This window comes from Novosphingobium sp., from assembly GCF_036803765.1.
Lineage (GTDB): Bacteria > Pseudomonadota > Alphaproteobacteria > Sphingomonadales > Sphingomonadaceae > Novosphingobium.
Genome location: NZ_DAIRTS010000039.1, coordinates 1 through 22,083, shown reverse-complemented (window position 1 = coordinate 22,083; position 22,083 = coordinate 1). Strand labels below are relative to the sequence as shown.

The 22,083-nt window shown below is 66.9% G+C and carries 24 protein-coding genes and 1 tRNA gene; 15 read left to right on the top strand and 10 right to left on the bottom strand.

Annotation, left to right across the window (positions count from 1 at the left end):
- Positions 1 to 31: 31 nt before the first annotated feature.
- Positions 32 to 108, bottom strand: a tRNA-Arg gene (locus V7Q48_RS17280).
- Between the two features lie 64 nt (positions 109 to 172).
- On the opposite strand from V7Q48_RS17280, the gene V7Q48_RS17275 reads away from it, so the two are divergent.
- The gene (locus V7Q48_RS17275) at positions 173 to 994 is read left to right on the top strand and encodes a queuosine precursor transporter (RefSeq protein WP_333840311.1); all 822 of its coding nucleotides are present in this window, start codon (positions 173 to 175) and stop codon (positions 992 to 994) included.
- 26 nt (positions 995 to 1,020) lie between these two features.
- Here the strand turns inward: V7Q48_RS17275 and V7Q48_RS17270 are convergent, their stop codons facing one another.
- Together V7Q48_RS17270 and V7Q48_RS17265 are read right to left on the bottom strand one after the other, a co-directional pair.
- Complete coding sequence (locus tag V7Q48_RS17270; RefSeq protein ID WP_333840309.1) at positions 1,021 to 1,248, bottom strand: PspC domain-containing protein; 228 nt, start codon at positions 1,246 to 1,248, stop codon at positions 1,021 to 1,023.
- Positions 1,245 to 1,388 carry a hypothetical protein gene (locus tag V7Q48_RS17265; protein WP_333840306.1) on the bottom strand — a complete coding sequence of 48 codons (144 nt, stop codon included), beginning with the start codon at positions 1,386 to 1,388 and terminating at the stop codon, positions 1,245 to 1,247. Before V7Q48_RS17265 ends, V7Q48_RS17270 begins: the two co-directional genes overlap by 4 nt.
- Before the next feature lie 519 nt (positions 1,389 to 1,907).
- Here V7Q48_RS17265 and rimP point away from each other — a divergent pair.
- From rimP to V7Q48_RS17240, 5 genes are all read left to right on the top strand, one after another.
- On the top strand, positions 1,908 to 2,528 hold the full coding sequence (gene rimP / locus V7Q48_RS17260) for a ribosome maturation protein RimP (RefSeq protein WP_333840305.1): 621 nt from the start codon (positions 1,908 to 1,910) through the stop codon (positions 2,526 to 2,528).
- Positions 2,529 to 2,531: 3 nt separating this feature from the next.
- A complete protein-coding gene (gene nusA / locus V7Q48_RS17255; RefSeq protein ID WP_333840303.1) occupies positions 2,532 to 4,190 on the top strand; it encodes a transcription termination factor NusA in 1,659 nt (552 codons plus the stop codon).
- Positions 4,171 to 4,953 carry a DUF448 domain-containing protein gene (locus tag V7Q48_RS17250; protein WP_333840301.1) on the top strand — a complete coding sequence of 261 codons (783 nt, stop codon included), beginning with the start codon at positions 4,171 to 4,173 and terminating at the stop codon, positions 4,951 to 4,953. The genes nusA and V7Q48_RS17250 overlap by 20 nt, the downstream gene beginning before the upstream one ends.
- A 5-nt stretch (positions 4,954 to 4,958) precedes the next feature.
- Complete coding sequence (gene infB, locus V7Q48_RS17245) at positions 4,959 to 7,556, top strand: translation initiation factor IF-2 (RefSeq protein ID WP_333840299.1); 2,598 nt, start codon at positions 4,959 to 4,961, stop codon at positions 7,554 to 7,556.
- Positions 7,557 to 7,674: 118 nt separating this feature from the next.
- Positions 7,675 to 8,349 carry a hypothetical protein gene (locus V7Q48_RS17240; protein WP_333840297.1) on the top strand — a complete coding sequence of 225 codons (675 nt, stop codon included), beginning with the start codon at positions 7,675 to 7,677 and terminating at the stop codon, positions 8,347 to 8,349.
- A 173-nt stretch (positions 8,350 to 8,522) separates the two neighbouring features.
- Here the strand turns inward: V7Q48_RS17240 and V7Q48_RS17235 are convergent, their stop codons facing one another.
- From V7Q48_RS17235 to rph, 5 genes are all read right to left on the bottom strand, one after another.
- Positions 8,523 to 9,593: a PA0069 family radical SAM protein gene (locus V7Q48_RS17235; protein WP_333840295.1), complete on the bottom strand. Its 1,071-nt coding sequence runs from the start codon at positions 9,591 to 9,593 to the stop codon at positions 8,523 to 8,525.
- 51 nt (positions 9,594 to 9,644) lie between these two features.
- A complete protein-coding gene (locus V7Q48_RS17230; protein ID WP_333840293.1) occupies positions 9,645 to 10,541 on the bottom strand; it encodes a tyrosine recombinase XerC in 897 nt (298 codons plus the stop codon).
- A 7-nt stretch (positions 10,542 to 10,548) separates the two neighbouring features.
- Complete coding sequence (gene hemW, locus V7Q48_RS17225) at positions 10,549 to 11,700, bottom strand: radical SAM family heme chaperone HemW (protein WP_333840291.1); 1,152 nt, start codon at positions 11,698 to 11,700, stop codon at positions 10,549 to 10,551.
- Positions 11,701 to 11,787: 87 nt separating this feature from the next.
- The gene (gene rdgB, locus V7Q48_RS17220; RefSeq protein WP_333840289.1) at positions 11,788 to 12,414 is read right to left on the bottom strand and encodes an RdgB/HAM1 family non-canonical purine NTP pyrophosphatase; all 627 of its coding nucleotides are present in this window, start codon (positions 12,412 to 12,414) and stop codon (positions 11,788 to 11,790) included.
- Entirely contained in the window at positions 12,411 to 13,127 is a 717-nt protein-coding gene (gene rph, locus V7Q48_RS17215; protein ID WP_333840287.1) for a ribonuclease PH, read from the bottom strand. The genes rdgB and rph overlap by 4 nt, the downstream gene beginning before the upstream one ends.
- 146 nt (positions 13,128 to 13,273) lie before the next feature.
- On the opposite strand from rph, the gene hrcA reads away from it, so the two are divergent.
- Both hrcA and grpE read left to right on the top strand, forming a co-directional pair.
- A complete protein-coding gene (hrcA, locus tag V7Q48_RS17210) occupies positions 13,274 to 14,338 on the top strand; it encodes a heat-inducible transcriptional repressor HrcA (protein ID WP_333840285.1) in 1,065 nt (354 codons plus the stop codon).
- Entirely contained in the window at positions 14,335 to 14,886 is a 552-nt protein-coding gene (grpE, locus tag V7Q48_RS17205) for a nucleotide exchange factor GrpE (RefSeq protein ID WP_333840283.1), read from the top strand. The genes hrcA and grpE overlap by 4 nt, the downstream gene beginning before the upstream one ends.
- Positions 14,887 to 14,954: 68 nt before the next feature.
- Here grpE and V7Q48_RS17200 read toward each other — a convergent pair whose 3' ends face one another.
- The gene (locus V7Q48_RS17200; protein ID WP_333840280.1) at positions 14,955 to 15,287 is read right to left on the bottom strand and encodes an RcnB family protein; all 333 of its coding nucleotides are present in this window, start codon (positions 15,285 to 15,287) and stop codon (positions 14,955 to 14,957) included.
- A gap of 184 nt (positions 15,288 to 15,471) precedes the next feature.
- Here V7Q48_RS17200 and rbfA point away from each other — a divergent pair, with 184 nt between their 5' ends.
- The 7 genes from rbfA to pnp all read left to right on the top strand — a co-directional run bounded on the left by rbfA (position 15,472) and on the right by pnp (position 21,556).
- A complete protein-coding gene (gene rbfA / locus V7Q48_RS17195) occupies positions 15,472 to 15,879 on the top strand; it encodes a 30S ribosome-binding factor RbfA (protein WP_333840278.1) in 408 nt (135 codons plus the stop codon).
- A 28-nt stretch (positions 15,880 to 15,907) separates the two neighbouring features.
- Complete coding sequence (locus V7Q48_RS17190) at positions 15,908 to 16,510, top strand: thymidine kinase (protein ID WP_333840276.1); 603 nt, start codon at positions 15,908 to 15,910, stop codon at positions 16,508 to 16,510.
- The gene (locus tag V7Q48_RS17185) at positions 16,507 to 17,055 is read left to right on the top strand and encodes a GNAT family N-acetyltransferase (protein ID WP_333840274.1); all 549 of its coding nucleotides are present in this window, start codon (positions 16,507 to 16,509) and stop codon (positions 17,053 to 17,055) included. Before V7Q48_RS17190 ends, V7Q48_RS17185 begins: the two co-directional genes overlap by 4 nt.
- Positions 17,052 to 17,744: a site-2 protease family protein gene (locus tag V7Q48_RS17180; protein WP_333840272.1), complete on the top strand. Its 693-nt coding sequence runs from the start codon at positions 17,052 to 17,054 to the stop codon at positions 17,742 to 17,744. The genes V7Q48_RS17185 and V7Q48_RS17180 overlap by 4 nt, the downstream gene beginning before the upstream one ends.
- A 64-nt stretch (positions 17,745 to 17,808) precedes the next feature.
- Positions 17,809 to 18,708 carry a tRNA pseudouridine(55) synthase TruB gene (gene truB, locus V7Q48_RS17175; protein WP_333840270.1) on the top strand — a complete coding sequence of 300 codons (900 nt, stop codon included), beginning with the start codon at positions 17,809 to 17,811 and terminating at the stop codon, positions 18,706 to 18,708.
- 22 nt (positions 18,709 to 18,730) lie between these two features.
- A complete protein-coding gene (gene rpsO / locus V7Q48_RS17170) occupies positions 18,731 to 19,000 on the top strand; it encodes a 30S ribosomal protein S15 (protein WP_333840268.1) in 270 nt (89 codons plus the stop codon).
- Between the two features lie 243 nt (positions 19,001 to 19,243).
- Positions 19,244 to 21,556, top strand: a complete 2,313-nt coding sequence (gene pnp, locus V7Q48_RS17165; protein ID WP_333840266.1) for a polyribonucleotide nucleotidyltransferase — start codon at positions 19,244 to 19,246, stop codon at positions 21,554 to 21,556.
- Positions 21,557 to 21,846: 290 nt separating this feature from the next.
- Here the strand turns inward: pnp and V7Q48_RS17160 are convergent.
- On the bottom strand, positions 21,847 to 22,083 hold a 237-nt coding region (locus V7Q48_RS17160), incomplete at its 5' end, for a GcrA family cell cycle regulator (protein WP_333840264.1).

The following is a 22,083-nucleotide window of genomic DNA, read 5'->3' as shown; positions in this document are numbered from 1 at the left end:
GTCCTGCAGTGGGTGGGGGAGGCCAGGGGGATGGCGCGCCCTGCAGGATTCGAACCTGCGACCACCGGCTTAGAAGGCCGATGCTCTATCCAGCTGAGCTAAGGGCGCGCATCCGCCTGTGCCCATAAGGTGCCTTTGCCTTTCGTGCAAATCACGATAGCAGTTCGTCCCCATGAACGAACGGATGAACGACGACATCAGCGCGCGAGGCGCCCCAGGCCTCGAGAAGATCGGTGGCACGACCGGTGCACGCCGGCACTTCCGCTATTTCGACTACATGATGGCGGCGTTCGTCGCGATCCTGTTGCTGTCCAACCTGATAGGCGCATCGAAGCTGTCGAACGTCGGCGGCTTCACCTTCGGTGCCGGCATCCTGTTCTTCCCGGTGTCCTACGTGCTGGGCGACCTGCTGACCGAGGTCTATGGCTATGCCAACGCGCGGCGCTGCGTGTGGGTCGGGTTCTTTGCGCTCCTGTTCATGGCGGTGATGAGCTTCGTGGTCGTGGCGATGCCGGTCGCGGCGGATTGGGGCTGCGCGTCGAGCAGCGATCCCCGATTTGCCGATCTCGTCGCACGATCTTCGGCCGGCGCGATCTGCCAGACCACGTATGTCTCTGTATTCGGCAGCACATGGCGCATCGTGCTGGCATCGGTCACCGCGTTCTGGGCCGGCGAATTCGTCAATTCCTTCGTGATGGCCCGGATGAAGGTATGGACCGGGGGCAAGTACCTCTTCACACGCACCTGGGGCTCGACCATCTTCGGCCAGGCCGTGGACAGCGCGATCTTCTATCCCATCGCCTTCCTCGGCACCTGGACGACGGCGGACGTGATCCACGTCATGCTGACGAACTGGGCCTTCAAGGTTCTGTGGGAAATCGTGCTGACGCCGGTGACTTATGCGGTGGTCGGTTTCCTCAAGCGTCGCGAGGGGGTCGACGTGTTCGATACCGATACCGACTTCTCGCCCTTCGCCCGTACCGCGTCAGTTTGACGCGGCACGGCAAGGCGCAAGGGGCATCAGTCGGCGATCAGCGCGATTGCCAGGTAGATCAGCAGCAGCGAGCCAAAGCCCAGCAGGGTGCCGGCGACCCAGGCGATGCGCACCCAGGTGACGTCGACGTCGAGGGTTTCGGCCATGCCGGCGCAGACCCCGAAGATCTTGCCGTTCTGGCGGTCGCGGCGCAGGAAGCTGCGCTTGCGGGCGGGGCGGACGGGGCTGTCGTCAAAGCGCAGGTCGGTCATCATGCGATCTCCGAGGTGGTGTTGGCGGAAACGCTCGCAGCGTTGGGCATCTCGACGGTCTGGCCGATCAGTGCGAGCGACAGAGTGAGGGCGGCCGTGGCGGCGGCGAGGCGGGGGGCGATGGCGCGGACGAACTTGGTCATGGTGGAACTCCCTGTTTGATCTGGCGCCGGGCGTCTTGTCCGGCGGATGCCAAGAGCTATGCACAGGCCGTGCCAATTTGGCCGAGGCCCGAAATCTGGGGCGGATTTATGGCTCGGCCGCCGGATGAACCTCAGTTGAATGCCAAATCTTGGGAATATTCACCAAGAATTTGGCATAAGCATTTTCATCGCTGCGGCGAATCGCATGCCGCGCAGCGCGAGGGGCGGGCCGACCTTCTTTCCATCCCCTTGGGAGGTCGAGGGCGTCGCGGACCGGGCGGGTCCGCTGATACCGTCGCCGGATCCTTTCCGGCGATCCCGCCCCCTTGCACTGCGGGCACGGTGCCTGCGAAGCGAAGGTGGCGCCCCGCCACGCGTGCGGCTTTGTTCTTGCTATTTTCCGCAAGGGGGCGTAGAGGAACATTCATCCCGACATTGTGAAGGCAGATGCGGGCTGGCGCCAAACGGGGCCGGCGCGAAACTTCGTTGCCGTCACGGGTCGGCATCATTGGAGACGGCATGACGAATATCGCGCGGATCATCGAGATTGTAGAGCCGGAGGTGACAGCCCTGGGCTTCGATCTCGTGCGCGTGCGCCTTTACGGCAAGAGCGAAGTGGGTGACGAAGAGCATACGCTCCAGGTCATGGCGGAGCGTCCGGAGACCGGTCAGCTGGTCATCGCGGATTGCGCTGCGCTCTCGCACCGCATCTCCGACAAGATCGACGCGCTCGAGGAAGCCGGCGAGATGCTGATCGAGGAGGCCTATCGCCTCGAGGTCAGCTCGCCGGGGATCGACCGTCCGCTCACCCGCCCGAAGGATTTTGCCGCCGCCATCGGTCATGAGGCCCGGATCGAGCTGTCCGAGCTCGTCGGCACGCGCAAGCGGTTCCGCGGTGACATCATGGCCTTCGATGCCGAGACCGGAACGATCTCGATCGAGGATGACGGCACGGTCTACGACGTGCCCTTCGCGCTCGTCACCAATGCCAAGCTGATCCTGACCGATCGGCTCATCGCCGCCTCACGCCCGGTCGACACGTCCGGCGTGGACGAGGAACTGATCGAAGACCCCAGCGCCGACAATGACGACGGCGATGCGGGCGAAACCGACGCTTTTCTTGAAGAACAGGAAGACTAAGCCATGGCCAGTGCGATTTCCGCCAACCGTGCCGAGCTGCTGGCAATTGCCAATGCGGTCGCTGCCGAGAAGATGATCGACAAGTCCATCGTCATCGAGGCGATGGAAGAAGCGATCCAGAAGTCCGCGCGCAACCGCTACGGTGCCGAGAACGACATTCGCGCCAAGCTCGACCCGCGCTCGGGCGACCTGCGCCTGTGGCGCGTCGTCGAAGTCGTCGAGGAAGTCGAGGACTACTTCAAGCAGGTCGATCTCAAGCAGGCCGAGAAGCTCCAGCCCGGTTCCAAGGTCGGCGACTTCATCGTCGATCCACTGCCGCCGGTGGACCTTGGCCGCATCGACGCGCAGTCGGCCAAGCAGGTGATCTTCCAGAAGGTTCGCGACGCCGAGCGTGACCGCCAGTACGACGAGTTCAAGGACCGCGCCGGCGAGGTCATCACCGGCGTGATCAAGTCGGTCGAATTCGGCCACGTGATCGTCAATCTCGGCCGCGCCGAGGGCGTGATCCGTCGCGACCAGCAGATCCCGCGCGAAGTGCCGCGCGTGGGCGAGCGCGTGCGGGCGCTGATCCTCAAGGTCGAGCGCCAGAACCGTGGCCCGCAGATCTTCCTCAGCCGCGCGCACCCCGAATTCATGAAGAAGCTGTTCGCGCAGGAAGTGCCCGAAATCTACGACGGCATCATCGAGATCAAGGCCGCCGCCCGCGATCCGGGCTCGCGCGCCAAGATCGGCGTGATCAGCCGCGACAGCTCGATCGACCCGGTCGGCGCCTGCGTCGGTATGAAGGGCAGCCGCGTCCAGGCCGTCGTGCAGGAACTGCAGGGCGAGAAGATCGACATCATCCCCTGGAGCGAGGACACCGCGACCTTCGTCGTCAACGCGCTGCAGCCCGCGACGGTCAGCCGCGTGGTGATCGACGAGGAAGAGAGCCGCATCGAAGTGGTCGTCCCCGACGACCAGCTGAGCCTGGCGATCGGTCGCCGCGGCCAGAACGTGCGCCTCGCCTCCTCGCTCACCGGCTCGGCCATCGACATCATGACCGAGGCCGAATCGAGCGAGAAGCGCCAGAAGGAATTCTCGGAGCGTTCGAAGACCTTCGAGGAGGAACTCGACGTCGACGAGACGCTGTCGCAGCTGCTGGTGGCCGAAGGCTTCAGCGAGCTCGAGGAAGTGGCCTACATCGACATCGCCGAACTGGCCTCGATCGAGGGCTTCGACGAGGAACTGGCCACCGAGCTGCAGAACCGTGCGCAGGAAGCGCTCGACCGCCGCGAGGAAGGCCAGCGCGAGGAACGCCGCGCGCTGGGCGTCGAAGACGACCTGGCCGAGCTGCCGCACCTCACCGAGGCCATGCTGGTCACGCTGGGCAAGGCAGGCATCAAGACGCTCGACGACTTGGCCGATCTCGCAACCGACGAACTCGTCGCCAAGAAGCGCAACAACGACCAGCGCCGCCGCAACAACGATCGCCGCGAGCGTGATCAGCGTTCGGAGCGCCAGGAAGACAAGGGCGGCGTTCTGGGCGAATACGGCCTGACCGACGAGCAGGGCAACGAGATCATCATGGCCGCGCGCGCCCACTGGTTCGACGACGAGCCGGAAACCGGTGCCGACGCCGCGCCGCAAACCGAGGAGGCCGCCAATGCGGAATCCTCGCAATGAGACGCTGAGCGCCGCAAGGCCGCAGGACCGTCCGGCGAAGGCTGCAAAGGCTTCGCCGGAGCGGAAATGTATTCTCACCGCCCGTCATGACGAGCGGGACCATCTGCTGCGCCTGGCGATCTCGCCCGACGGGCTGGTCCTGCCCGATCCGCTCGCCCGGGCTCCCGGGCGTGGCGCGTGGCTGGGTGTTTCACGCCAAGACCTTGAAATCGCCCTTGCCAATGGCAAACTAAGGGGAGCGCTGGCGCGTGCCTTCAAGGGCGCGCCCCTTACCGTCCCCGACGACCTTGCCGATCGCATCACCCAGGGCCACACCCGCGCCCTGCTCGACCGACTCGGATTGGAACTGCGTGCCGGCAACGTGGTGCTCGGCACCGAGAAGATCGCACAGACCGCGCGCTCGGGTGCCATCGCCTGGCTGGGCCATGCCAGCGATGCCAAGGCCGATGGCGTGGGCAAGTTGGCCCAGGCCTGGCGCGTGGGTGAAATGGCCGAAGGTTCGGGGATGACCGGGACCATCTTGCCGCTGGACCGGGCGGCGTTGTCTGTGGCATTGGGCCGCGACAACGTCGTTCACCTGGGCGTTACCGACGCGGGCGCTGCCGCACGCATTGCCGGACCACTGGCCCGGCTGTTGCATTTTCTTGGGGCTGCGGAACTGGAAGAGCCACCACCGGGCAAGGATGTCCCGGCCGGCTCTCCCCATGCCGATGCACCAGCCGCTGCTGCGGCGAACGACGATATTGATACGAAGGGCGAATGAGTTCGATGAGCGATAGCGACAAGAAGCCGACACTGGGCCGCAGGCCACTGGGCCTGAAGACCGCAGTCGAGGCCGGAGAGGTCAAGCAGACCTTCAGCCACGGTCGCACCAACAAGGTGGTGGTCGAAGTGAAGCGCCGCAAGCTGGTGCCCGGCGGACAGCCGGCCGCACCCGCCGCTGCTGCGCCTGCGCCGGCTCCCGCCGCCCCGGCTGCGCGCGCGCCGGTCGTTCCGCCGCCGCCGCCGCCGGTCTCGCCCGCCGCCTCTCGCGAGACGCGTCAGGAACTGCAGGTCCGCCTGCTGCGCGAAGCCGAGGAAGCCCGCCTCAACGCGCTGGAAGCCGCCAATCGTCGCGAGCAGGAAGAGCGCCTGCGCGCGATCGAGGAAGAGCGTAACCGCGCCGCGCAGAAGGAAGCCGCTGCGGCAGCCGCGGTCGAGGCGCCCGCGCCGGTCGAGACCGCGCAGCCTGCCCCCGCGTCCGAGCCGGTCGTCGAAGCGCCCGCGCCCGCAGCCCCCGCTGCCCAGCCGGTCGCTGCCGCCCCGGCCGCTCCGGCACCTGCGGCAACAGCACCTGCCGCTGCTGCACCGGCGGCGGCCCCTGCTGCCCCGGCTCCGCGCCGCTTCACCCCGGTCGTGGCCCCCAAGCGCCCCGAACCGCCCAAGAAGCCGGCGCACGCCCCGCGCGACAAGAATGCCAATGACCGCCGCCAGGCGGGCAAGCTGACCGTGACGCGTGCGCTCAACGAGGACGAGGGCGCCCGCGCCCGTTCGCTCGCCGCGCTCAAGCGTGCGCGTGAAAAGGAACGCCGTGCGCACTTCGCCGGCCAGACCCAGGCCCGCGAAAAGCAGGTCCGCGACGTGGTCGTCCCCGAGGCGATCACCGTTCAGGAGCTCGCCAACCGCATGGCCGAGAAGGCTGCGGACCTCATCAAGGCGCTGTTCAAGATGGGCATGATGGTCACCATCAACCAGACCATCGACCAGGATACTGCCGAGCTGCTGGTCACCGAGTTCGGCCATAACATCCAGCGCGTGAGCGACAGCGACGTCGACATCGACACCGCTGCCGACGTCGACGCGGAGGACACGCTCAAGACGCGTCCGCCGGTGGTGGCGATCATGGGTCACGTCGACCACGGCAAGACCAGCCTGCTCGACGCGCTGCGCGGCACCGACGTGGTGCGCGGCGAGGCCGGCGGCATCACGCAGCACATCGGCGCGTACCAGATCAAGACCAAGGGCGGTGACCACATCACCTTCCTCGACACGCCGGGCCACGCGGCCTTTACCGAGATGCGCATGCGCGGCGCCAACGTCACCGACATCGTCATCCTGGTGGTGGCCGCCGACGACGGCATCATGCCGCAGACGATCGAGGCCATCAATCACACCAAGGCCGCCGGTGTGCCGATGATCGTCGCGATTACCAAGGCCGACAAGCCCGAGGCAAACCCGCAGAAGATCCGCGAGCGCCTACTCGAGCACGAAGTCATCGTCGAGGAAATGTCGGGCGACGTTCAGGACGTGGAAGTCTCGTCGAAGACCGGCGCTGGCCTCGATACCCTGATCGAGAAGATCCTGCTTCAGGCCGAGCTGATGGAACTGCGTTCCAACCCCGATCGCGCTGCGGAAGCGACCGTGATCGAGGCCAAGCTCGACAAGGGCAAGGGTCCGCTCGCCACGGTGCTCATCAATCGCGGTACACTGCATGTGGGCGACATTCTCGTCGTCGGCACGCAGTCGGGCCGCGTGCGCGCCATGCTCGACGACAAGGGCCGCCAGGTGAAGTCGGCCACGCCGTCGCTGCCGGTCGAGGTGCTGGGCTTGGGCGGCGTGCCGATGGCCGGTGACACGCTCACCGTCGTCGAGAACGAGAGCCGTGCCCGCGAGGTCGCTGCCTATCGTCAGGAGAAGGCGACCGCCAAGCGCACCGCCGTTGCTCCGTCGAGCCTCGAGAACATGTTCTCGGCGCTCGCTGCCAAGCAGACCGTGCTGGAATACCCGGTGGTCATCAAGGCGGACGTGCAGGGTTCGACCGAAGCGATCGTCAACGCGCTCAACCGCCTCTCGACCGACGAGATCAAGGTGCGCGTGTTGCAGTCGGGCGTGGGTGCCATCACCGAAAGCGACGTGGGCCTGGCCCAAGCGTCGGGTGCCCCGATCGTTGGCTTCAACGTCCGTCCCAACGCCAAGGCGCGCGAACTGATCGAGCGCAACAAGGTGCGGATGAAGTACTTCGACGTGATCTACCAGCTCACCGACGACATCGCCAAGGAGATGGCGGGCGAGCTGGGTCCGGAGCGCATCGAAACCGTCGTCGGCCGCGCCGAGGTCAAGGAAGTGTTCCCCGCCGGCAAGAAGGACAAGGCCGCCGGTCTGCTCGTCCTCGAAGGCTACATCCGCAAGGGCATCCACGCGCGTCTCACGCGCAACGACGTCATCGTCAGCAAGACGGTCATCGCCTCGCTGCGGCGTTTCAAGGACGACGTCTCGGAAGTCCGCGCCGGCCTCGAGTGCGGTGTGGTTCTGCAGGACACCAACGACATCAAGGCGGGCGACATGCTCGAAGTGTTCGAGGTGGAAGAGCGCGAACGCACGCTCTGATCCTTCGATCGATTGTCAGAAAGGGCGGCTTTCCCATTGGGAAGGCCGCTTTTTCTTTGGCGGCGCGGCCGCTAGAGCTAAGGCAATGCAGATAATGACCGAACGAGGATCGAAGGCCATGATGCGGATGATTGTGCTGGTTGCCGGCGCGGCCGCAGCGATGACCACGCCGGCCCGGGCCGAGGACATGGTCAGCCTCGACATCTATGCCATTCCCTCGGCCCCGCTGGTGGCCTCGGTCGACCGGGCCAGTGCCGAACTGGCGGCATCGGGGATGCAGACGTTCCGCATGCGGGGGCAGGCGGTGCACGCCACGCTCTATCTGACGCGCTACCCCGCCAGTGCGATCCCGCGCCTCAAGAAGGCCGTCGCGGCGCTGGCAAAGCGGCGCGCCAGCATTCCGCTGGCCGTAGATGGTATCGACCGGACGGCGAACAACTGGCTGTTCTTGCACCTTGCCCGCACGCCGGCATTGCAGCGCCTGGCCGACGAGGCGACGCTGGCCGGCGAACCTTTGCGCGACCGCAGCCTCGCGCCCCCTGCATGGATGAGTGCTTACCCGGCCAAGCTACCAGCCTTCGAGCGCTATGGTTCTCCCAATGTTTTCATGCAGTTCGATCCGCATCTTACATTGCTGGCGAACGAGGCCAATCCGGCGCTCGGCACCTTTGCATCGGCGCCGGACGGCCATCGCTTCGATGCCGCGGGTTCGGTCGTCGGGATCGGGATCGGTGAGGTTGACGCCAATGGCCAGATCGTTCGCACGGTGGCGGAGTATCGGTTCAAGCGGTGACGGTTTGCCACCGGCCGGCTGATCAGTCCGTAAGCTGGACCCCGGATCAAGTCCGGGGTGACGAAGTGGGTAACTGCGCATTTCCTACGTCAACCCCGGACTTGATCCGGGGTCCAGCCCTGACTTCCTCCCGCGATTTCGGTTCTCTAACCACCGCAGCACAAGCGCGCGGCTCAGAACAAGTCGAGCTGCCCATCCCGAGCCGGCGCGCGGAACTGCGAGCAGTCGAGCTCCAACTTGTCCTGAGCAATCCCCGCCCGCCGGATGCCAAGGCGGAACCGCGTGCGGATGAGGTCCGCCCATACGCCCTTGGGCTTCATCCGCGTGTGAAAGCTCGCGTCGTAGTCCTTGCCCCCGCGCATCGACTGGACGATGTGCATCACCTTGGCGGCACGATCGGGGAAATGCGTGTCGAGCCATTCGCGAAACAGCGGCGCGACTTCGTGGGGCAGGCGCAGCATGATCCAGCTGGCAGACCGCACGCCGAGGCTGCCGGCCTCCATCAGGATCTGTTCGAGAAATTCGTCGGTGATTGCGGGGATCACCGGGGAGACGCCAACGTGTGCCGGGATACCGGCCTGGACCAGCGCCCCAAGCGCAGCCATGCGCTTGGCCGGGCTCGAAGCGCGTGGCTCTAGCAGGCTGGACAGCCGCGGATCGAGGCTAGTGATCGAGATACCGACCGCGACCAGCCGTCGCTCCGCCAGGGCCCGCAGTACGTCGAGATCGTCGAGCACACGCGCCGACTTGGTGGTGATCGTAACCGGGTGGCCGACTTCGAGACAGAGTGCCAGCACTTGCCGGGTGATGCGATAATCGCGCTCGATCGGCTGATAGGGATCGGTATTGGTGCCCATGGCCAGCGGGCGGGGGATATAACCGCGCTTAGCAAAGGTGGCGCGCAGCAGGTCTGCGGCCTGCGGCTTGGCGAACAGCCTGGTTTCGAAATCGAGGCCCGGCGAGAGATCGTGATAAGCGTGCGTCGGCCGCGCATAGCAGTATATGCAGCCATGCTCGCAGCCACGATAGGCATTTACCGAACGGTCGAACGGGATGTCGGGCGAGGCGTTGAAGGTCAGGATCGACCTGGGGAATTCGTCGGTCACGCTGGTGCGCAGGCGGGGCGGCTCCCCATCGATGGACTCTGCGATATCCTGCCAGTCGCCGTCCGCCTCGCGCGTGGCGAGACCGAACCGCGTCGGCACCGCGCCCGACTGCGCGCCTCTGCCCTTGATGACCTGCATGGTTGGAACATAGCAGGAACGATCGGCCGGGAAAAGCCGTCAGATGCGTTCTCAGCTCTCGGCCCGCGGGTGCGCGTTGCGCCAGGCATCGAGCAGGGTCGCCGCATCGACGCGGGTGTATATCTGCGTCGACGACAGGCTCGCGTGGCCAAGCAGTTCCTGCAGCGCGCGCAGGTCAGCGCCGGCGCCGAGGAGATGCGTGGCAAAGCTGTGACGTAGCGCATGCGGTGTGGCGGTTTCGGGCAGGCCGAGCGCGATGCGCGCGCGGGCCATTGCGCGCTGGACCATGCCTTGGGCGAGCGGCCCGCCCTTTGCGCCGCGGAACAGCGGAGCTTGGCGGTCGAGCGGGTAGGGGACCCGTGCGGCATAGTCGGCCACCGCGTTGCGCACGATGGGCAGCAGCGCGACGACGCGCTGGCGGCCACCCTTGCCGGTGATGGTCAGCCGCTCGCCCAGCGGCATCACACTGGCCGGAAGGGCAAGCGCCTCGGCAATGCGCAGGCCGGCACCGTAGAGCAGCAGCAGCACGGCGCGATCGCGGGCCGCAATCCAGGGTTCGGCGGTGTCGGAGACGATCTCGGCGAGCGCCACGGCGTCGTCGGGCGAGACGGGGCGGGGCAGGCCTTTCTTGACGCGGGGGCCGCGCAGGCGCGGGCCGGCGGCCGCGGGCAATCCCGCCTGCTCGCGCGCAAAGGCCAGGAATGCGCGCAGCGCCGACAATTCGCGCGCGGCCGATGTGTTGACCAAGCCCTCGCTGCGCCGCTGCGCGAGATGCTGGCGCAGGCGCGGTGCATCGAGGGCGGCGAGGGTGGCCCAGTCCTGTCCGTCCGGCAGGCTATCAAGCAGCCGCTCGGCGGCGCGGTGATAGGCGCGCGTGGTATGCGGCGAGCGGCGCAGCGCCAGCGCGAGATGATCGTGCCAGGCGGTGAGCAGCGCGGCGTGCGTCATCGTGGCGTCAGGCCACCAGCTCGGCCGGAACCAGCTCGGCCAGCAGGCCGTCGAGCAGCGGCATGCCCGCCTCGGTGACGACGAGCCGCAGCCCGTCCTCGCGGAGGAGGCCGTTGCGGGCGTGAAAGGCGCTCTTGGCGGGGTCGATCAGGGCGCCCGCGTCGAGCCCGAAGCGCGTGGCGAGCGCGGCGATGTCGACCCCTTCGCGCAGCCGCAGACCCATCAGCAGCGCCTCGCTGGCTTGCTCGCGCAGGCCGAGCGCGCGCTGCTCGACGATGCCGTGCCCCTGCTCGGCAAAGGCGCGCAGATAGTTCTCGGGCTTGCGATGCCTGACGGTCGCGGTCGACAGGCGCCGGCCGTGCGCGCCCGGCCCGATCCCGGCGTAGTCGCCGTAGCGCCAGTACGTCAGATTGTGCCGGCTCTCCTCGCCGGGGCGAGCATGGTTGCTGATCTCGTAGGCCGGGAGGCCGGCGGCGGCGGTCATCGCGCGGGTTTGCCCGAACATGTCGCCGGCGGCATCATCGTCGAGCGGAGTGAAGCGCCCCTCGCGCACCAGCGTGGCAAAGCGCGTGCCGGGTTCGATCGTCAGTTGGTAGAGCGAGAGATGGCAGGTGCCGAAGCCGAGCGCGCGGGTCAGTTCCGCCTCCCACGCCTCGGGCGTCTGGCCGGGGCGGGCATAGATCAGGTCGAAACTGACGCGCGCGAAGTGGCGCTGGGCCACCTCCAGCGCGGCGATCCCCTCGGCGGCATCGTGCAGCCGCCCAAGGAAGTGCAGCGTCTGGTCATCGAGCGCCTGGAGGCCGAGCGAGACGCGGTTGATCCCCGCCGCGGCCAGGGCGGCGAAATTGGCGGCCTCGACCGACGAGGGATTGGCCTCGAGCGTGATCTCGATGTCGGGGGCGAGTGTCCAGTGCCGGCCGGCTGCCTCGATGAGCGCGGCGACGAGGGCGGGCGGCATGAGCGAGGGCGTGCCGCCGCCGAAGAAGATCGAGGTCAGCTGCCGGCCGGGCAGCAGCGCCGCCTCGTGCGCCATGTCGGCGAGCAGCGCCGCTTGCCACTGCGCCACGTCGGTCTTGGCGCGGACATGGCTGTTGAAGTCGCAGTAGGGGCACTTCGCGAGGCAGAACGGCCAGTGGATGTAGAGGGCGAGGGGGGGCATTGGGTCTCCGGGGGGCGTCAAGCCTGCCGCCACCACCCCCTGCTTTACAGCAGGGGACGGGGGTGGCGGAAGCCTCGAACGACCCGCTCAGGCGAACTGGTCGGCAACCAGCTTGGCAAAGGCGTCGGCGCGGTGGCTGATCGCGTGCTTTTCGGCCGGATCGAGTTCGGCGAACGTGCGCGTGTCGCCGGTGGGAACGAACACGGGATCATAGCCGAAACCCATCGTCCCGCGTGGCGGCCAGGTCAGCGTGCCGTTGGCGCGCCCTTCGTACGAGACGGCCTCGCCATCGGGCCAGGCGATCGACAGCACACAGGAAAACCAGCAGTCCCGCGGCGCATCGGGGCCGAGTTCGGCCAGCTTGCCCTCGACCTTGCCCATGGCCATGTACCAGTCGCGCCCCGGCCCGCCTTCATAGGGCGCAGCTTCCGCCCAGTCGGCGGTATAGACCCCGGGCGCGCCGCCCAGGGCAGCGACCGAGAGGCCGGAGTCGTCCGACAACGCCGGCAGCCAGGCCGCCTGCGCGGCGGCGTGCGCCTTGATCAGCGCGTTCTCGACGAAGGTCGTGCCCGTCTCGGCCGGTTCGGCGAGGCCGAGTTCGCCTGCCGAAAGGCATTCCAGCCCGTAAGGGGCAAGCAGCGCCTGGATTTCGCGCAGCTTACCCTTGTTGTGCGTAGCGATGACCAGCTTGCCGGGCGCGAGCTTGCGGCTCATCGCGAGACGGCCGCATCCTGTGCGGCGAAGATCTCGGCGCAGCCGAGGCGTGCCAGGCGCAGCAGGCGCAGCAGGGCTTCCTCGTCGTAGGTCGCGCCTTCGGCGGTCGCCTGGACCTCGGCGATGTGGCCGCCCTCGATCAGCACGAAGTTGGCGTCGGCATCGGCCGAGCTGTCCTCGATGTAGTCGAGGTCGAGTACCGGCGTGCCCTTGACGATGCCGCACGAGATCGCGGCGACCTTGCGGGTCAGCGGATCTTCCTGGATCGCGCCTGTGGCCATCAGCTTCTGGACGGCGAGACGCAGGGCGACCCATGCGCCCGAGATCGAGGCGGTACGGGTGCCGCCATCGGCCTGGATGACGTCGCAGTCGAGCGTGATCTGACGCTCACCGAGCTTCTTGAGATCGGTCACGGCGCGCAGGGACCGGCCGATCAGGCGCTGGATTTCCTGAGTCCGGCCCGACTGCTTGCCCTTGGCCGCCTCGCGGCTGCCGCGGGTGTGGGTGGCGCGCGGAAGCATCGAGTATTCGGCGGTCACCCAGCCTTCACCCTTGCCGCGCAGGAACGGCGGCACGCGCTCCTCGACCGAAGCGGTCACCAGCACCTTGGTGTCGCCGAAGCCGATCAACACCGAACCTTCGGCATGCTTGGTGAAGTTGGTCTCGATGGAGATCGCCCGCATCTGATCGGCGGCGCGGCCGGAAGCACGCATGGGTCTTGTCCTCGCTGGTATATGGGCTGGTGTCTGTCGAATTGCGCGCTGCCTTGGCCGATTGCCGGGCGACCCGCAAGCGAATCCCCGGCGGCTCATGCAAATCGCTTGAGCGCGGGCCGCGCACTTCTACATAAGGGGGTGGTATGACCGGCCCAACACTCACCGAATTGTCCAACCGCGCGCGCGATATTTTTCGCCTCGTGGTCGAGGGCTACATCGCTTCCGGCCTGCCGGTCGGCTCACGCACGCTGGCGGGCAGCGGCGGGGTCAATCTGTCCCCGGCTTCGATCCGCTCGGTGCTGCAGGAATTGCAGGATGCAGGGCTGCTGGCCGCACCACACACCAGCGCGGGGCGCATGCCGACCGAGATCGGCCTCAGGCTCTTCGTCGACGGAATCATGCAGGTGGCCGAGCCATCCGCCGCCGAACGCGCCCAGATCGAGCGCGGGCTCGCCAGCGGCGGGACGATCGAGGCGGCGCTGGCCGCGGCAACCTCCGCCTTGTCGGAGATGTCGGCCGGGGCGGGGGTCATCATGGTGCCGCGTCGCGAGCCGCGCCTCGTGCAGCTCTCGTTCGTGCCCCTGGCGCCGGCGCGCGCGCTGGCGGTGCTGGTGGCCGAGGACGGGGCCATCGAGAATCGCCTGATCGACCTGCCCGCGCCGATGCCGCCCTCGGTGCTCGAGGAGGCCTCGAACTATCTGACCGCGCGGCTCGCCGGGCGGACGCTGGCCGAGGCGGTCAGCGCGATCCGGGCCGAGATCGCCGGCGGGCGCAGCGCGCTCGATGCGGCCAGTGCCGAACTGGTCCAGCGCGGGCTGGCGGTGTGGAGCATGGATGCGGCCCAGCGCCCGGTGCTGGTGGTGCGCGGGCAGGCCAACCTGCTCGACGACACGGCGCTGGGCGACATCGAGCGCGTGCGTCAGCTGCTCGACGAGCTGGAAAGCGCCGAGGCGATCGCCGGGGTGCTCGACGCAGCGCGCGAGGCCGAGGCGACGCGCATCTTCATCGGCAGCGAGAACCGGCTTTTCTCATTGTCGGGCTCGTCGGTGATCGCCTCGCCGTGGCGCGATAACGAGGGGCGCGTAGTCGGCGTGGTCGGCGTAATCGGGCCAACGCGGTTGAATTATGCGCGCGTTGTCCCCATGGTGGATTTCACGGCCCAGTCATTGGGCAAACTCATCGGACAAGACGGATTTTCACGCAAATGACGGATAACGAGACGCGCCCCCAAGACGCCGAAGTCGAAGCCGAACTGGCCGGCGTGCCCGAGAGCATGACCGAGGCGGCCGACGAGACCGCGCAGCTGCGCGAGGCACTCGAAGTGGCCAAGCAGGATGTGCTCTATGCCAAGGCCGAGACGCAGAACGTCCGCCGCCGCATGGAGAAGGACATCGCCGACGCCCGCGCTTACGCAGCGACCAGCTTCGCGCGTGACATCCTGTCGGTGTCGGACAACCTCAGCCGTGCGCTGGAGACCATCCCGGCCGAGCTGCGCGAGGATGACAAGTTCAAGAGCCTCGTCGCCGGGCTCGAGGCGACCGGTCGCGAAATCGAGAAGGTCTTCGGCAATCACGGGATCACCCGTATCGCCGCCAAGGGCCTGCCGCTCGATCCGCACCAGCACCAGGCCATGATGGAAATGCCGACGACCGACCACGAGGCCGGCACGGTGATCCAGGAACTGCAGGCCGGTTACACGATCAAGGACCGCCTGTTGCGTCCTGCGATGGTCGTCGTGGCCAAGAAGCCCGACTGATCCGGGCGCATCAGCTGAAAACACGAAGGGGGACGGCGAAACCGTCCCCCTTTTTGCGTCCGGTCAAATCAGAACGAGTTTGCCACGACCGAGGCGATGATCCCGGTGCCGATCGCGACCAGCAGAGCGTCGTTGCCCGACCGCACCCAGTGATAGCCGCGCGGCGGCGCGCTCAGGCGGCGGTGGCGGTGATAGTCGACCACCGCGTAATTCGGCGCGCGACGCATGTCGAAACGCTGGCCCTTGCGGAACGGGTTGCCGGCGCGCGGCGGGACGCGGTGATCGTCGCGGCGCATGTCGTGACGCTGGTCATGACGGGCATCGCGGTGCTGCGCGAAGGCCGGGGTGGCGGTGGGCAGCGCGATCGCAAGGGCGATCAGCGAGGTGGCGATCTTGTTCATGACGGTCCTTTCATTGTCTGAACTCTTGTCATGAAAACCCCGTGGAACGGCGGCAGCTCCCGCAGAAAATGTCCGAAATTGTAATCACTTCGATACCGATTTTGGCAGCTCGGATCACGATTGCCCACATGCGCGGCGTCGCCGGCTGGCGGAATCGCGTGCGATGCCCCATATAGGCGCCACGATGAACCGACCGACTGCCACGCCCGAAACCCGTTCCGTTCGCTTGCTCAAGGTGGGCGAGCAGGTCCGCCATGTGATTTCCGAACTCCTGATGCGCCAGCAGGTGCACGACGACGTGCTGACCGCGCGCAGCGTTTCGGTGACCGAAGTGCGCATGTCGCCCGACCTTCGCCACGCGACCGTCTTCATCAAGCCGCTGCTCGGCGCCGACGAGGACATCGTGCTCAAGGCGCTGCGCACCCACACCGCATATTTCCAGAAGGAAGTGGCCGGGCGGCTCAAGACCAAGTACGCGGCGAAGATCCGCTTCCTGCCCGACGAAAGTTTCGACGAGGCCGGACGCATCGAAGCCCTGCTCGCCGATCCGCGCGTGGTGCGCGACCTGTCGGGCGACGCGGCCGAAGACTGACGTCCGCTCGATTGCCGGAGGCGGCGCCATGGCCAAGCTCTACTTCTACTATGCCAGCATGAATGCGGGCAAATCGACCAACCTGCTCCAGGCCGATTTCAATTACCGCGAACGCGGCATGGCGACGATGCTGTGGACCGCGGCGCTCGATGATCGGCCGGCGCATCTGGGCGAGGGTTTCGCCATTTCGAGCCGTGTCGGGCTCCACGCCGACGCGCACCGCTTCACGGCGGAGACCGACCTCTGGCAGGCGGTGAATGCCGAGCAGGTGCGCCATCCGCTGGCCTGCGTGCTCGTAGATGAGGCGCAGTTCCTGACGCGGGCACAAGTCTGGCAACTTGCCGACATCGCCGACCGCGCCGGCATTCCCGTGCTGTGCTATGGGCTGCGCACCGACTTTCGGGGCGAGCTGTTCGCAGGATCGGCGGCGCTGCTGGGGCTGGCGGACTCGCTGGTCGAGCTCAAGGCCGTCTGCCACTGCGGCCGCAAGGCGACGATGAACCTGCGCGTCGATGCCGATGGATCGCCCGTCTACGAGGGCGCGCAGACCGAGATCGGCGGCAACGAGCGCTATCTTTCCCTTTGCCGCGCGCATTTCAGCGCCGCGCTGCGTGCGGATGCACGATCATGACCGATGCCGACCTCTATGTTCCCCTGTCCGCCGGCGACGTCACGCTCGAACGGCTGGCGGAGACGCACCGCGAAGGCCTGCGCATCGCCTGCCACGCAGATACCGCGATCTGGCAGATCTATCCCTTCACGTACGAAGGCGCGGCGTTCGACCCGCAGTTCGACAGCCTGCTTCATGGCGCGCCCACGCGCCGCGCCTACGCGGTGATGCAGGACGGTGCGGTCGTCGGCATGACCGCATGGATCGAGCACGGTGCTCCCGGTTGGTCGATCGAGATCGGCAACAGCTATATCGTGCCCGCCCTGCGCGGCACCGGCTTCAACGGCCGGCTCAAGCGGCTGATGATCGACCATGCCTTTGCCTGCGGGCTGGAGCGCGTGGTGTTCAAGGTCGATCGCGTCAACGAGCGCAGCCAGGGCGCGGTCCGCAAGCTCGGCGCGGTGGTCGAAGGGGTGATGCGCCACGAGCGGCGCACCTGGACCGGTCGCGTGCGCGATACCGTGCTGTTCTCGATCCTGCGCGAGGAATGGGCGGCGCGGGCATGAACGATACGCTCTACCAGATCGCGACCGTCGCCATCCCGATGATCGTCGCCATCGTCTTCCACGAAGTGGCGCACGGTCGCGTTGCGCGCTGGCTGGGCGATCATACCGCCGAGCGGCAGGGGCGGCTGAGCTTCAACCCGCTGCGCCACGTCGATCCGGTCGGCACGGTGATCCTGCCCGGCATGCTCGCGCTGGCGCATGCGCCGGTGTTCGGCTGGGCAAGGCCCGTGCCGGTGGACCTGCGCGGGCTTCCCGATCCGCGCCGCAAGATGATGCTGGTGGGCGCTGCCGGGCCGGCCATGAACTTTGCGCTGGCGCTGCTGGCGGCGATCGGCATCGGCCTCCTCGCGCGGATGGCCGTAGCGCCGGGGCCGGTTGCCCAGTTCGTGGCGGACAATCTCGTCAACTTCCTGGCGATCAACCTGTTTCTTGCCATGTTCAACCTGTTGCCGCTGCCGCCGTTCGACGGCTCGCACATCGTCGAGGGCCTGCTGCCCGAGCGCCTGGCGCAGGGCTATGCCCGGCTGCGGCCGATCGGTTTTCCGATCGTGCTGGCCCTGCTGGTCGTAGTGCCGTGGCTGATCCCGTCGTTCGATCCGGTTCGCGCCGTCGTGGCGCCGCCGGTCACCTGGCTCGCCGACCACTACCTCGCCGTGTCCGCGTGGATCGCGGGCCATCCCCTGGGCTGAGCCATTGCCGGTCGCGACAGGGCGGGCTGACAGCAGGCGCGCCAGCGGCTAGGGCGCCCGGCATATGGCAAATGGCTGGATCATTTTCGACAAGCCGCTGACCTTGGGATCGACTCAAGGCGTGGCGGCAGTGAAGCGCAACTTGCGCAGCCGCGGCCTTGGCAAGTGCAAGGTCGGCCACGGCGGCACGCTCGACCCGCTGGCGACCGGCGTCCTGCCGATCGCGGTGGGCGAGGCGACCAAGCTGTGCGGGCGCATGCTCGATGCGAGCAAGACGTATTCCTTCACCGTGGCGTTCGGCAGCGAGACCGACACGCTCGATCTCGAAGGCGCGGTCATCGCCGCAAGCGACGTGCGCCCCGCGCGCGCTGCGCTTGAAGCCGTGCTGCCGGCGTTCACCGGCCCGATCGCGCAAGTGCCGCCGGCCTATTCCGCGCTCAAGATCGACGGCGAGCGCGCCTATGACTTGGCCCGCGCCGGGGCGGAGGTCGTGCTGGCCTCGCGCAATGTCACCATCCACAGCTTGCGTATCAGCGCGACCGGCGGGGCCGAGCACGCCCTTGAAAGCGTGACGCTCGAGGCCCACGTATCGAAAGGCACATATATCCGCAGCCTGGCGCGCGACCTCGCGATCGCGCTCGGCACGCGGGGGCACGTGACCATGTTGCGCCGGCTTCAGGCCGGCCCGTTCGCGCTGGATCAGGCGATTTCGCTGGACAATCTGAACGAATGGGGCCAAGGCGCCGCGCTTGAGAACGTAATCTTGCCGCTGGAGGCAGGGCTGGTCGACATCCCGGCTCTGGACCTCGATCCCGATCAGGCAAGGGCGGTCCGTCAGGGCCGGGTTCTGCCGGGATTGCCCTTTTCCGACGGGCTGTGGTGGGCGCGATGCGGCGGCAAGCCGGTGGCGCTGGTCATGCTTTCGGACGGCGCCTTGCGCGTCGAGCGGGGTTTCAACCTCTGAGGATGTCGCGGAGTGAATACTTATGTCGGTTACCGCTGAAAAGAAGCAGGAAATCATCCAGGGCAACGCGCGCGTTGCCGGTGACACCGGTTCGCCGGAAGTCCAGGTTGCTATCCTCACCGAGCGTATCGTCAATCTCACCGAACACTTCAAGGCTCACCACAAGGACAACCATTCGCGTCGTGGCCTGCTGCAGATGGTGAACAAGCGTCGTTCGCTGCTCGACTACCTCAAGAAGAAGGACGTCGACCGGTACAACGCGCTGATTCAGAAGCTCGGTCTGCGTAAGTAATTTCACGGAACGGCCCGCTTCGGCGGGCCGTTTTGCATCATGCGACCGCGTCTTTGGGCGATGGTCGCAGGCGCAACGCAATCGGACGCAAAAGGCGTTCGGCGCTGTCACGCAATGATGCTAGAACACGGCACCCGGGCAATTCGGCACGGGCGCCACGGGGCCAAGCCCCACACCGGACCGGGACGGCACCCCGGCAGCAAATCCCGCGGGCAATAGGGCCTGTGGGGCGAAGGAATATTCATGTTCGACGTCAAGACCGTATCGCTGGAGTGGGGCGGAAAGACCCTCACTCTGGAAACCGGCCGTATCGCTCGCCAGGCCAATGGCGCGGTGCTGGCCACGTATGGCGAAACCGTGGTGCTCTGCGCCGTGACCGCCGCCAAGTCGGTGAAGGAAGGCCAGGACTTTTTCCCGCTGACCGTCCACTACCAGGAAAAGTTTTCGGCCGCCGGCCGCATCCCCGGTGGCTTCTTCAAGCGTGAACGCGGCGCCACCGAAAAGGAAACGCTGGTCTCGCGCCTGATCGACCGTCCGGTCCGTCCGCTGTTCCCCGAGGGCTTCTACAACGAAGTCAACGTGATCTGCCAGGTCATGTCCTATGACGGCGAGACCGAACCCGATGTCGTCGCGATGATCGCCGCCTCGGCTGCGCTGACCATCTCGGGCGTTCCCTTCATGGGGCCGATCGGCGCCGCGCGCGTCGGCTTCAAGGATGGCGAATACCAGCTCAACCCGTCGCTGAGCGAAGCCGCCTCGGGCCGCCTCGACCTCGTCGTCGCCGCCACCGACAGCGCGGTGATGATGGTCGAGTCCGAAGCCAAGGAATTGACCGAGGAAGAAATGCTCGGTGCCGTGGTCTTCGCCCACAACGAGAGCCGCAAGGTCATCGGCGCGATCATCGATCTGGCTGAAAAGGCCGCGAAGGATCCGTGGGAAGTCGATCTCACCGACAACACCGCCGACATCAAGGCCAAGCTCAAGGCCGGCGTCGGTGCCGACATCGCGGCAGCCTACAAGCTGACCGACAAGTCGGCCCGCTCGAACGCGCTCAACGACGTGCGCGCCAAGGCCAAGACCCTGTTTGCGGACGAAACCCCGCAGACGCAGATGGTCGCGATCAAGACGCTCAAGAAGCTCGAGGCCGAAATCGTTCGCGGCGCCATCCTCAAGGACGGACAGCGCATCGACGGTCGTTCGGTGACCCAGGTCCGCCCCATCGAGTCGATGGTCCGCTTCCTGCCCCGCACGCACGGTTCGGCGCTGTTCACGCGCGGCGAAACCCAGTCGATCTGCACCACCACCCTTGGCACCAAGGATGCGGAGCAGATGATCGACGGTCTCGACGGCCTCAGCTACCAGCGCTTCATGCTGCACTACAACTTCCCCCCCTATTCGGTGGGTGAAGTCGGTCGCTTCGGCGCGCCGGGCCGCCGCGAAGTCGGCCACGGCAAGCTGGCATGGCGTGCGCTCAACCCGGTCCTGCCGACCAAGGACGAGTTCCCCTACACCATCCGCGTCCTCTCGGACGTGACCGAGTCGAACGGCTCGTCGTCGATGGCCACCGTTTGCGGCGGCTGCCTATCGATGATGGATGCGGGCGTTCCGATCGCGCGCCCGGTTTCGGGCATCGCCATGGGTCTCATCCTCGAAGGCAAGGACTTCGCCGTCCTGTCGGACATCCTGGGTGACGAAGACCACCTCGGCGACATGGACTTCAAGGTGGCCGGCACCAGCGAGGGTATCACCTCGCTGCAGATGGACATCAAGATCGCCGGCATCACCGAAGAGATCATGCGTCAGGCCCTGGCCCAGGCCAAGGAAGGCCGCGCGCACATCCTCGGCGAAATGACCAAGGCTCTGGGTTCGGCCCGCAACGAGCTGTCGGCCCATGCCCCGCGCATCGAGACGATCCAGATCGACAAGTCGAAGATCCGTGAAGTCATCGGCACCGGCGGCAAGGTCATCCGCGAGATCGTCGCCGAGACCGGCGCCAAGGTCGACATCGACGATGAAGGCCTGATCAAGATCTCGTCGTCCGACCTCTCGCAGATCGAAGCGGCCAAGAACTGGATCCTCGGCATCGTCGAAGAGCCGGAAGTGGGCAAGATCTACAACGGCAAGGTCGTCAACATCGTCGACTTCGGCGCTTTCGTGAACTTCATGGGCGGCAAGGACGGTCTCGTCCACGTCTCCGAAATGAAGAACGAGCGCGTGGAAAAGCCGGGCGACGTCGTCAAGGAAGGCCAGGAAGTCAAGGTCAAGGTCCTCGAGATCGACAACCGTGGCAAGGTCCGCCTGTCGATGCGCGTCGTCGACCAGGAAACCGGCGAAGCGCTGGAAGACACCCGTCCCGCTCGCGAACCGCGTGAACCGCGCGGCGACCGTGGCGACCGCGGTGATCGCGGCGGCGACCGTCGTGGCCCGCGCGGCGACCGCGGTGGCCGTGGCGGCGATCGTGGCCCGCGTCGGGACGGCGGCGACCGTCCGCGTCGCGACCACGACGAAGGTCCGGCTCCGGATCACATGCCCGCGTTCCTCAAGTCAGACGACTGAGGCACGCGCCGCATGGCGTAACCAGGAAGGCCCGCTCCCTCACCGGAGCGGGCCTTTTTCGTGGGCCTGTATCGCCCTGTCTGATCAGGGCCACCCCGTCATTCCCGCGGAGGCGGGAATCCCGTTGCGACGTTGATCGGCTTCGCCTGCCGGACCGGCAACGCTCGCTGGATTCCTGCCTTCGCAGGAATGACGGCTCTGGTACAAATAGGCTTGGCGACCGACAGGCAATAAAAAGGCCGCGCTGCCCATCGGGAGCGCGGCTTTTTCGACTCATAGTTTTGCGTATGTCAGCGCACGCGCGGGCCGCCGAAGGGCATCGGCGGGGGAGGGCGGCGATGGCCGCGCGGCAACTGGGCTTGGTAGGCGCGGCCGCAGTGCTCGACGCAATAGGGGAACCCGGGGTTCACCTTCTCGCCGCAGAAATGGAAGTCCGGCTCGCCGGGGTGGCCCATCGGCCAGCGGCAGATGCGATCGTTGAGATCGAGCAGGCTGGTCTTGTCGGCGATTTCCGGGCTCGGGCGGGC

Bases quoted from the DNA above. Each gene is read 5' to 3' on its own strand.
- V7Q48_RS17270 (WP_333840309.1), bottom strand. From the start codon at position 1,248: ATGATGACCGACCTGCGCTTTGACGACAGCCCCGTCCGCCCCGCCCGC.
- V7Q48_RS17180 (WP_333840272.1), top strand. From the start codon at position 17,052: ATGAACGATACGCTCTACCAGATCGCGACCGTCGCCATCCCGATGATC.
- rdgB (WP_333840289.1), bottom strand. From the start codon at position 12,414: ATGAGCCGCAAGCTCGCGCCCGGCAAGCTGGTCATCGCTACGCACAAC.
- V7Q48_RS17235 (WP_333840295.1), bottom strand. From the start codon at position 9,593: ATGCAGGTCATCAAGGGCAGAGGCGCGCAGTCGGGCGCGGTGCCGACG.
- V7Q48_RS17230 (WP_333840293.1), bottom strand. From the start codon at position 10,541: ATGACGCACGCCGCGCTGCTCACCGCCTGGCACGATCATCTCGCGCTG.
- truB (WP_333840270.1), top strand. From the start codon at position 17,809: ATGGCAAATGGCTGGATCATTTTCGACAAGCCGCTGACCTTGGGATCG.
- nusA (WP_333840303.1), top strand. From the start codon at position 2,532: ATGGCCAGTGCGATTTCCGCCAACCGTGCCGAGCTGCTGGCAATTGCC.
- hrcA (WP_333840285.1), top strand. From the start codon at position 13,274: ATGACCGGCCCAACACTCACCGAATTGTCCAACCGCGCGCGCGATATT.
- rph (WP_333840287.1), bottom strand. From the start codon at position 13,127: ATGCGTGCTTCCGGCCGCGCCGCCGATCAGATGCGGGCGATCTCCATC.
- V7Q48_RS17200 (WP_333840280.1), bottom strand. From the start codon at position 15,287: ATGAACAAGATCGCCACCTCGCTGATCGCCCTTGCGATCGCGCTGCCC.
- V7Q48_RS17190 (WP_333840276.1), top strand. From the start codon at position 15,908: ATGGCCAAGCTCTACTTCTACTATGCCAGCATGAATGCGGGCAAATCG.
- rpsO (WP_333840268.1), top strand. From the start codon at position 18,731: ATGTCGGTTACCGCTGAAAAGAAGCAGGAAATCATCCAGGGCAACGCG.
- V7Q48_RS17275 (WP_333840311.1), top strand. From the start codon at position 173: ATGAACGAACGGATGAACGACGACATCAGCGCGCGAGGCGCCCCAGGC.
- rbfA (WP_333840278.1), top strand. From the start codon at position 15,472: ATGAACCGACCGACTGCCACGCCCGAAACCCGTTCCGTTCGCTTGCTC.
- V7Q48_RS17265 (WP_333840306.1), bottom strand. From the start codon at position 1,388: ATGACCAAGTTCGTCCGCGCCATCGCCCCCCGCCTCGCCGCCGCCACG.
- V7Q48_RS17185 (WP_333840274.1), top strand. From the start codon at position 16,507: ATGACCGATGCCGACCTCTATGTTCCCCTGTCCGCCGGCGACGTCACG.
- V7Q48_RS17250 (WP_333840301.1), top strand. From the start codon at position 4,171: ATGCGGAATCCTCGCAATGAGACGCTGAGCGCCGCAAGGCCGCAGGAC.
- pnp (WP_333840266.1), top strand. From the start codon at position 19,244: ATGTTCGACGTCAAGACCGTATCGCTGGAGTGGGGCGGAAAGACCCTC.
- rimP (WP_333840305.1), top strand. From the start codon at position 1,908: ATGACGAATATCGCGCGGATCATCGAGATTGTAGAGCCGGAGGTGACA.
- infB (WP_333840299.1), top strand. From the start codon at position 4,959: ATGAGCGATAGCGACAAGAAGCCGACACTGGGCCGCAGGCCACTGGGC.
- grpE (WP_333840283.1), top strand. From the start codon at position 14,335: ATGACGGATAACGAGACGCGCCCCCAAGACGCCGAAGTCGAAGCCGAA.
- V7Q48_RS17240 (WP_333840297.1), top strand. From the start codon at position 7,675: ATGATGCGGATGATTGTGCTGGTTGCCGGCGCGGCCGCAGCGATGACC.
- hemW (WP_333840291.1), bottom strand. From the start codon at position 11,700: ATGCCCCCCCTCGCCCTCTACATCCACTGGCCGTTCTGCCTCGCGAAG.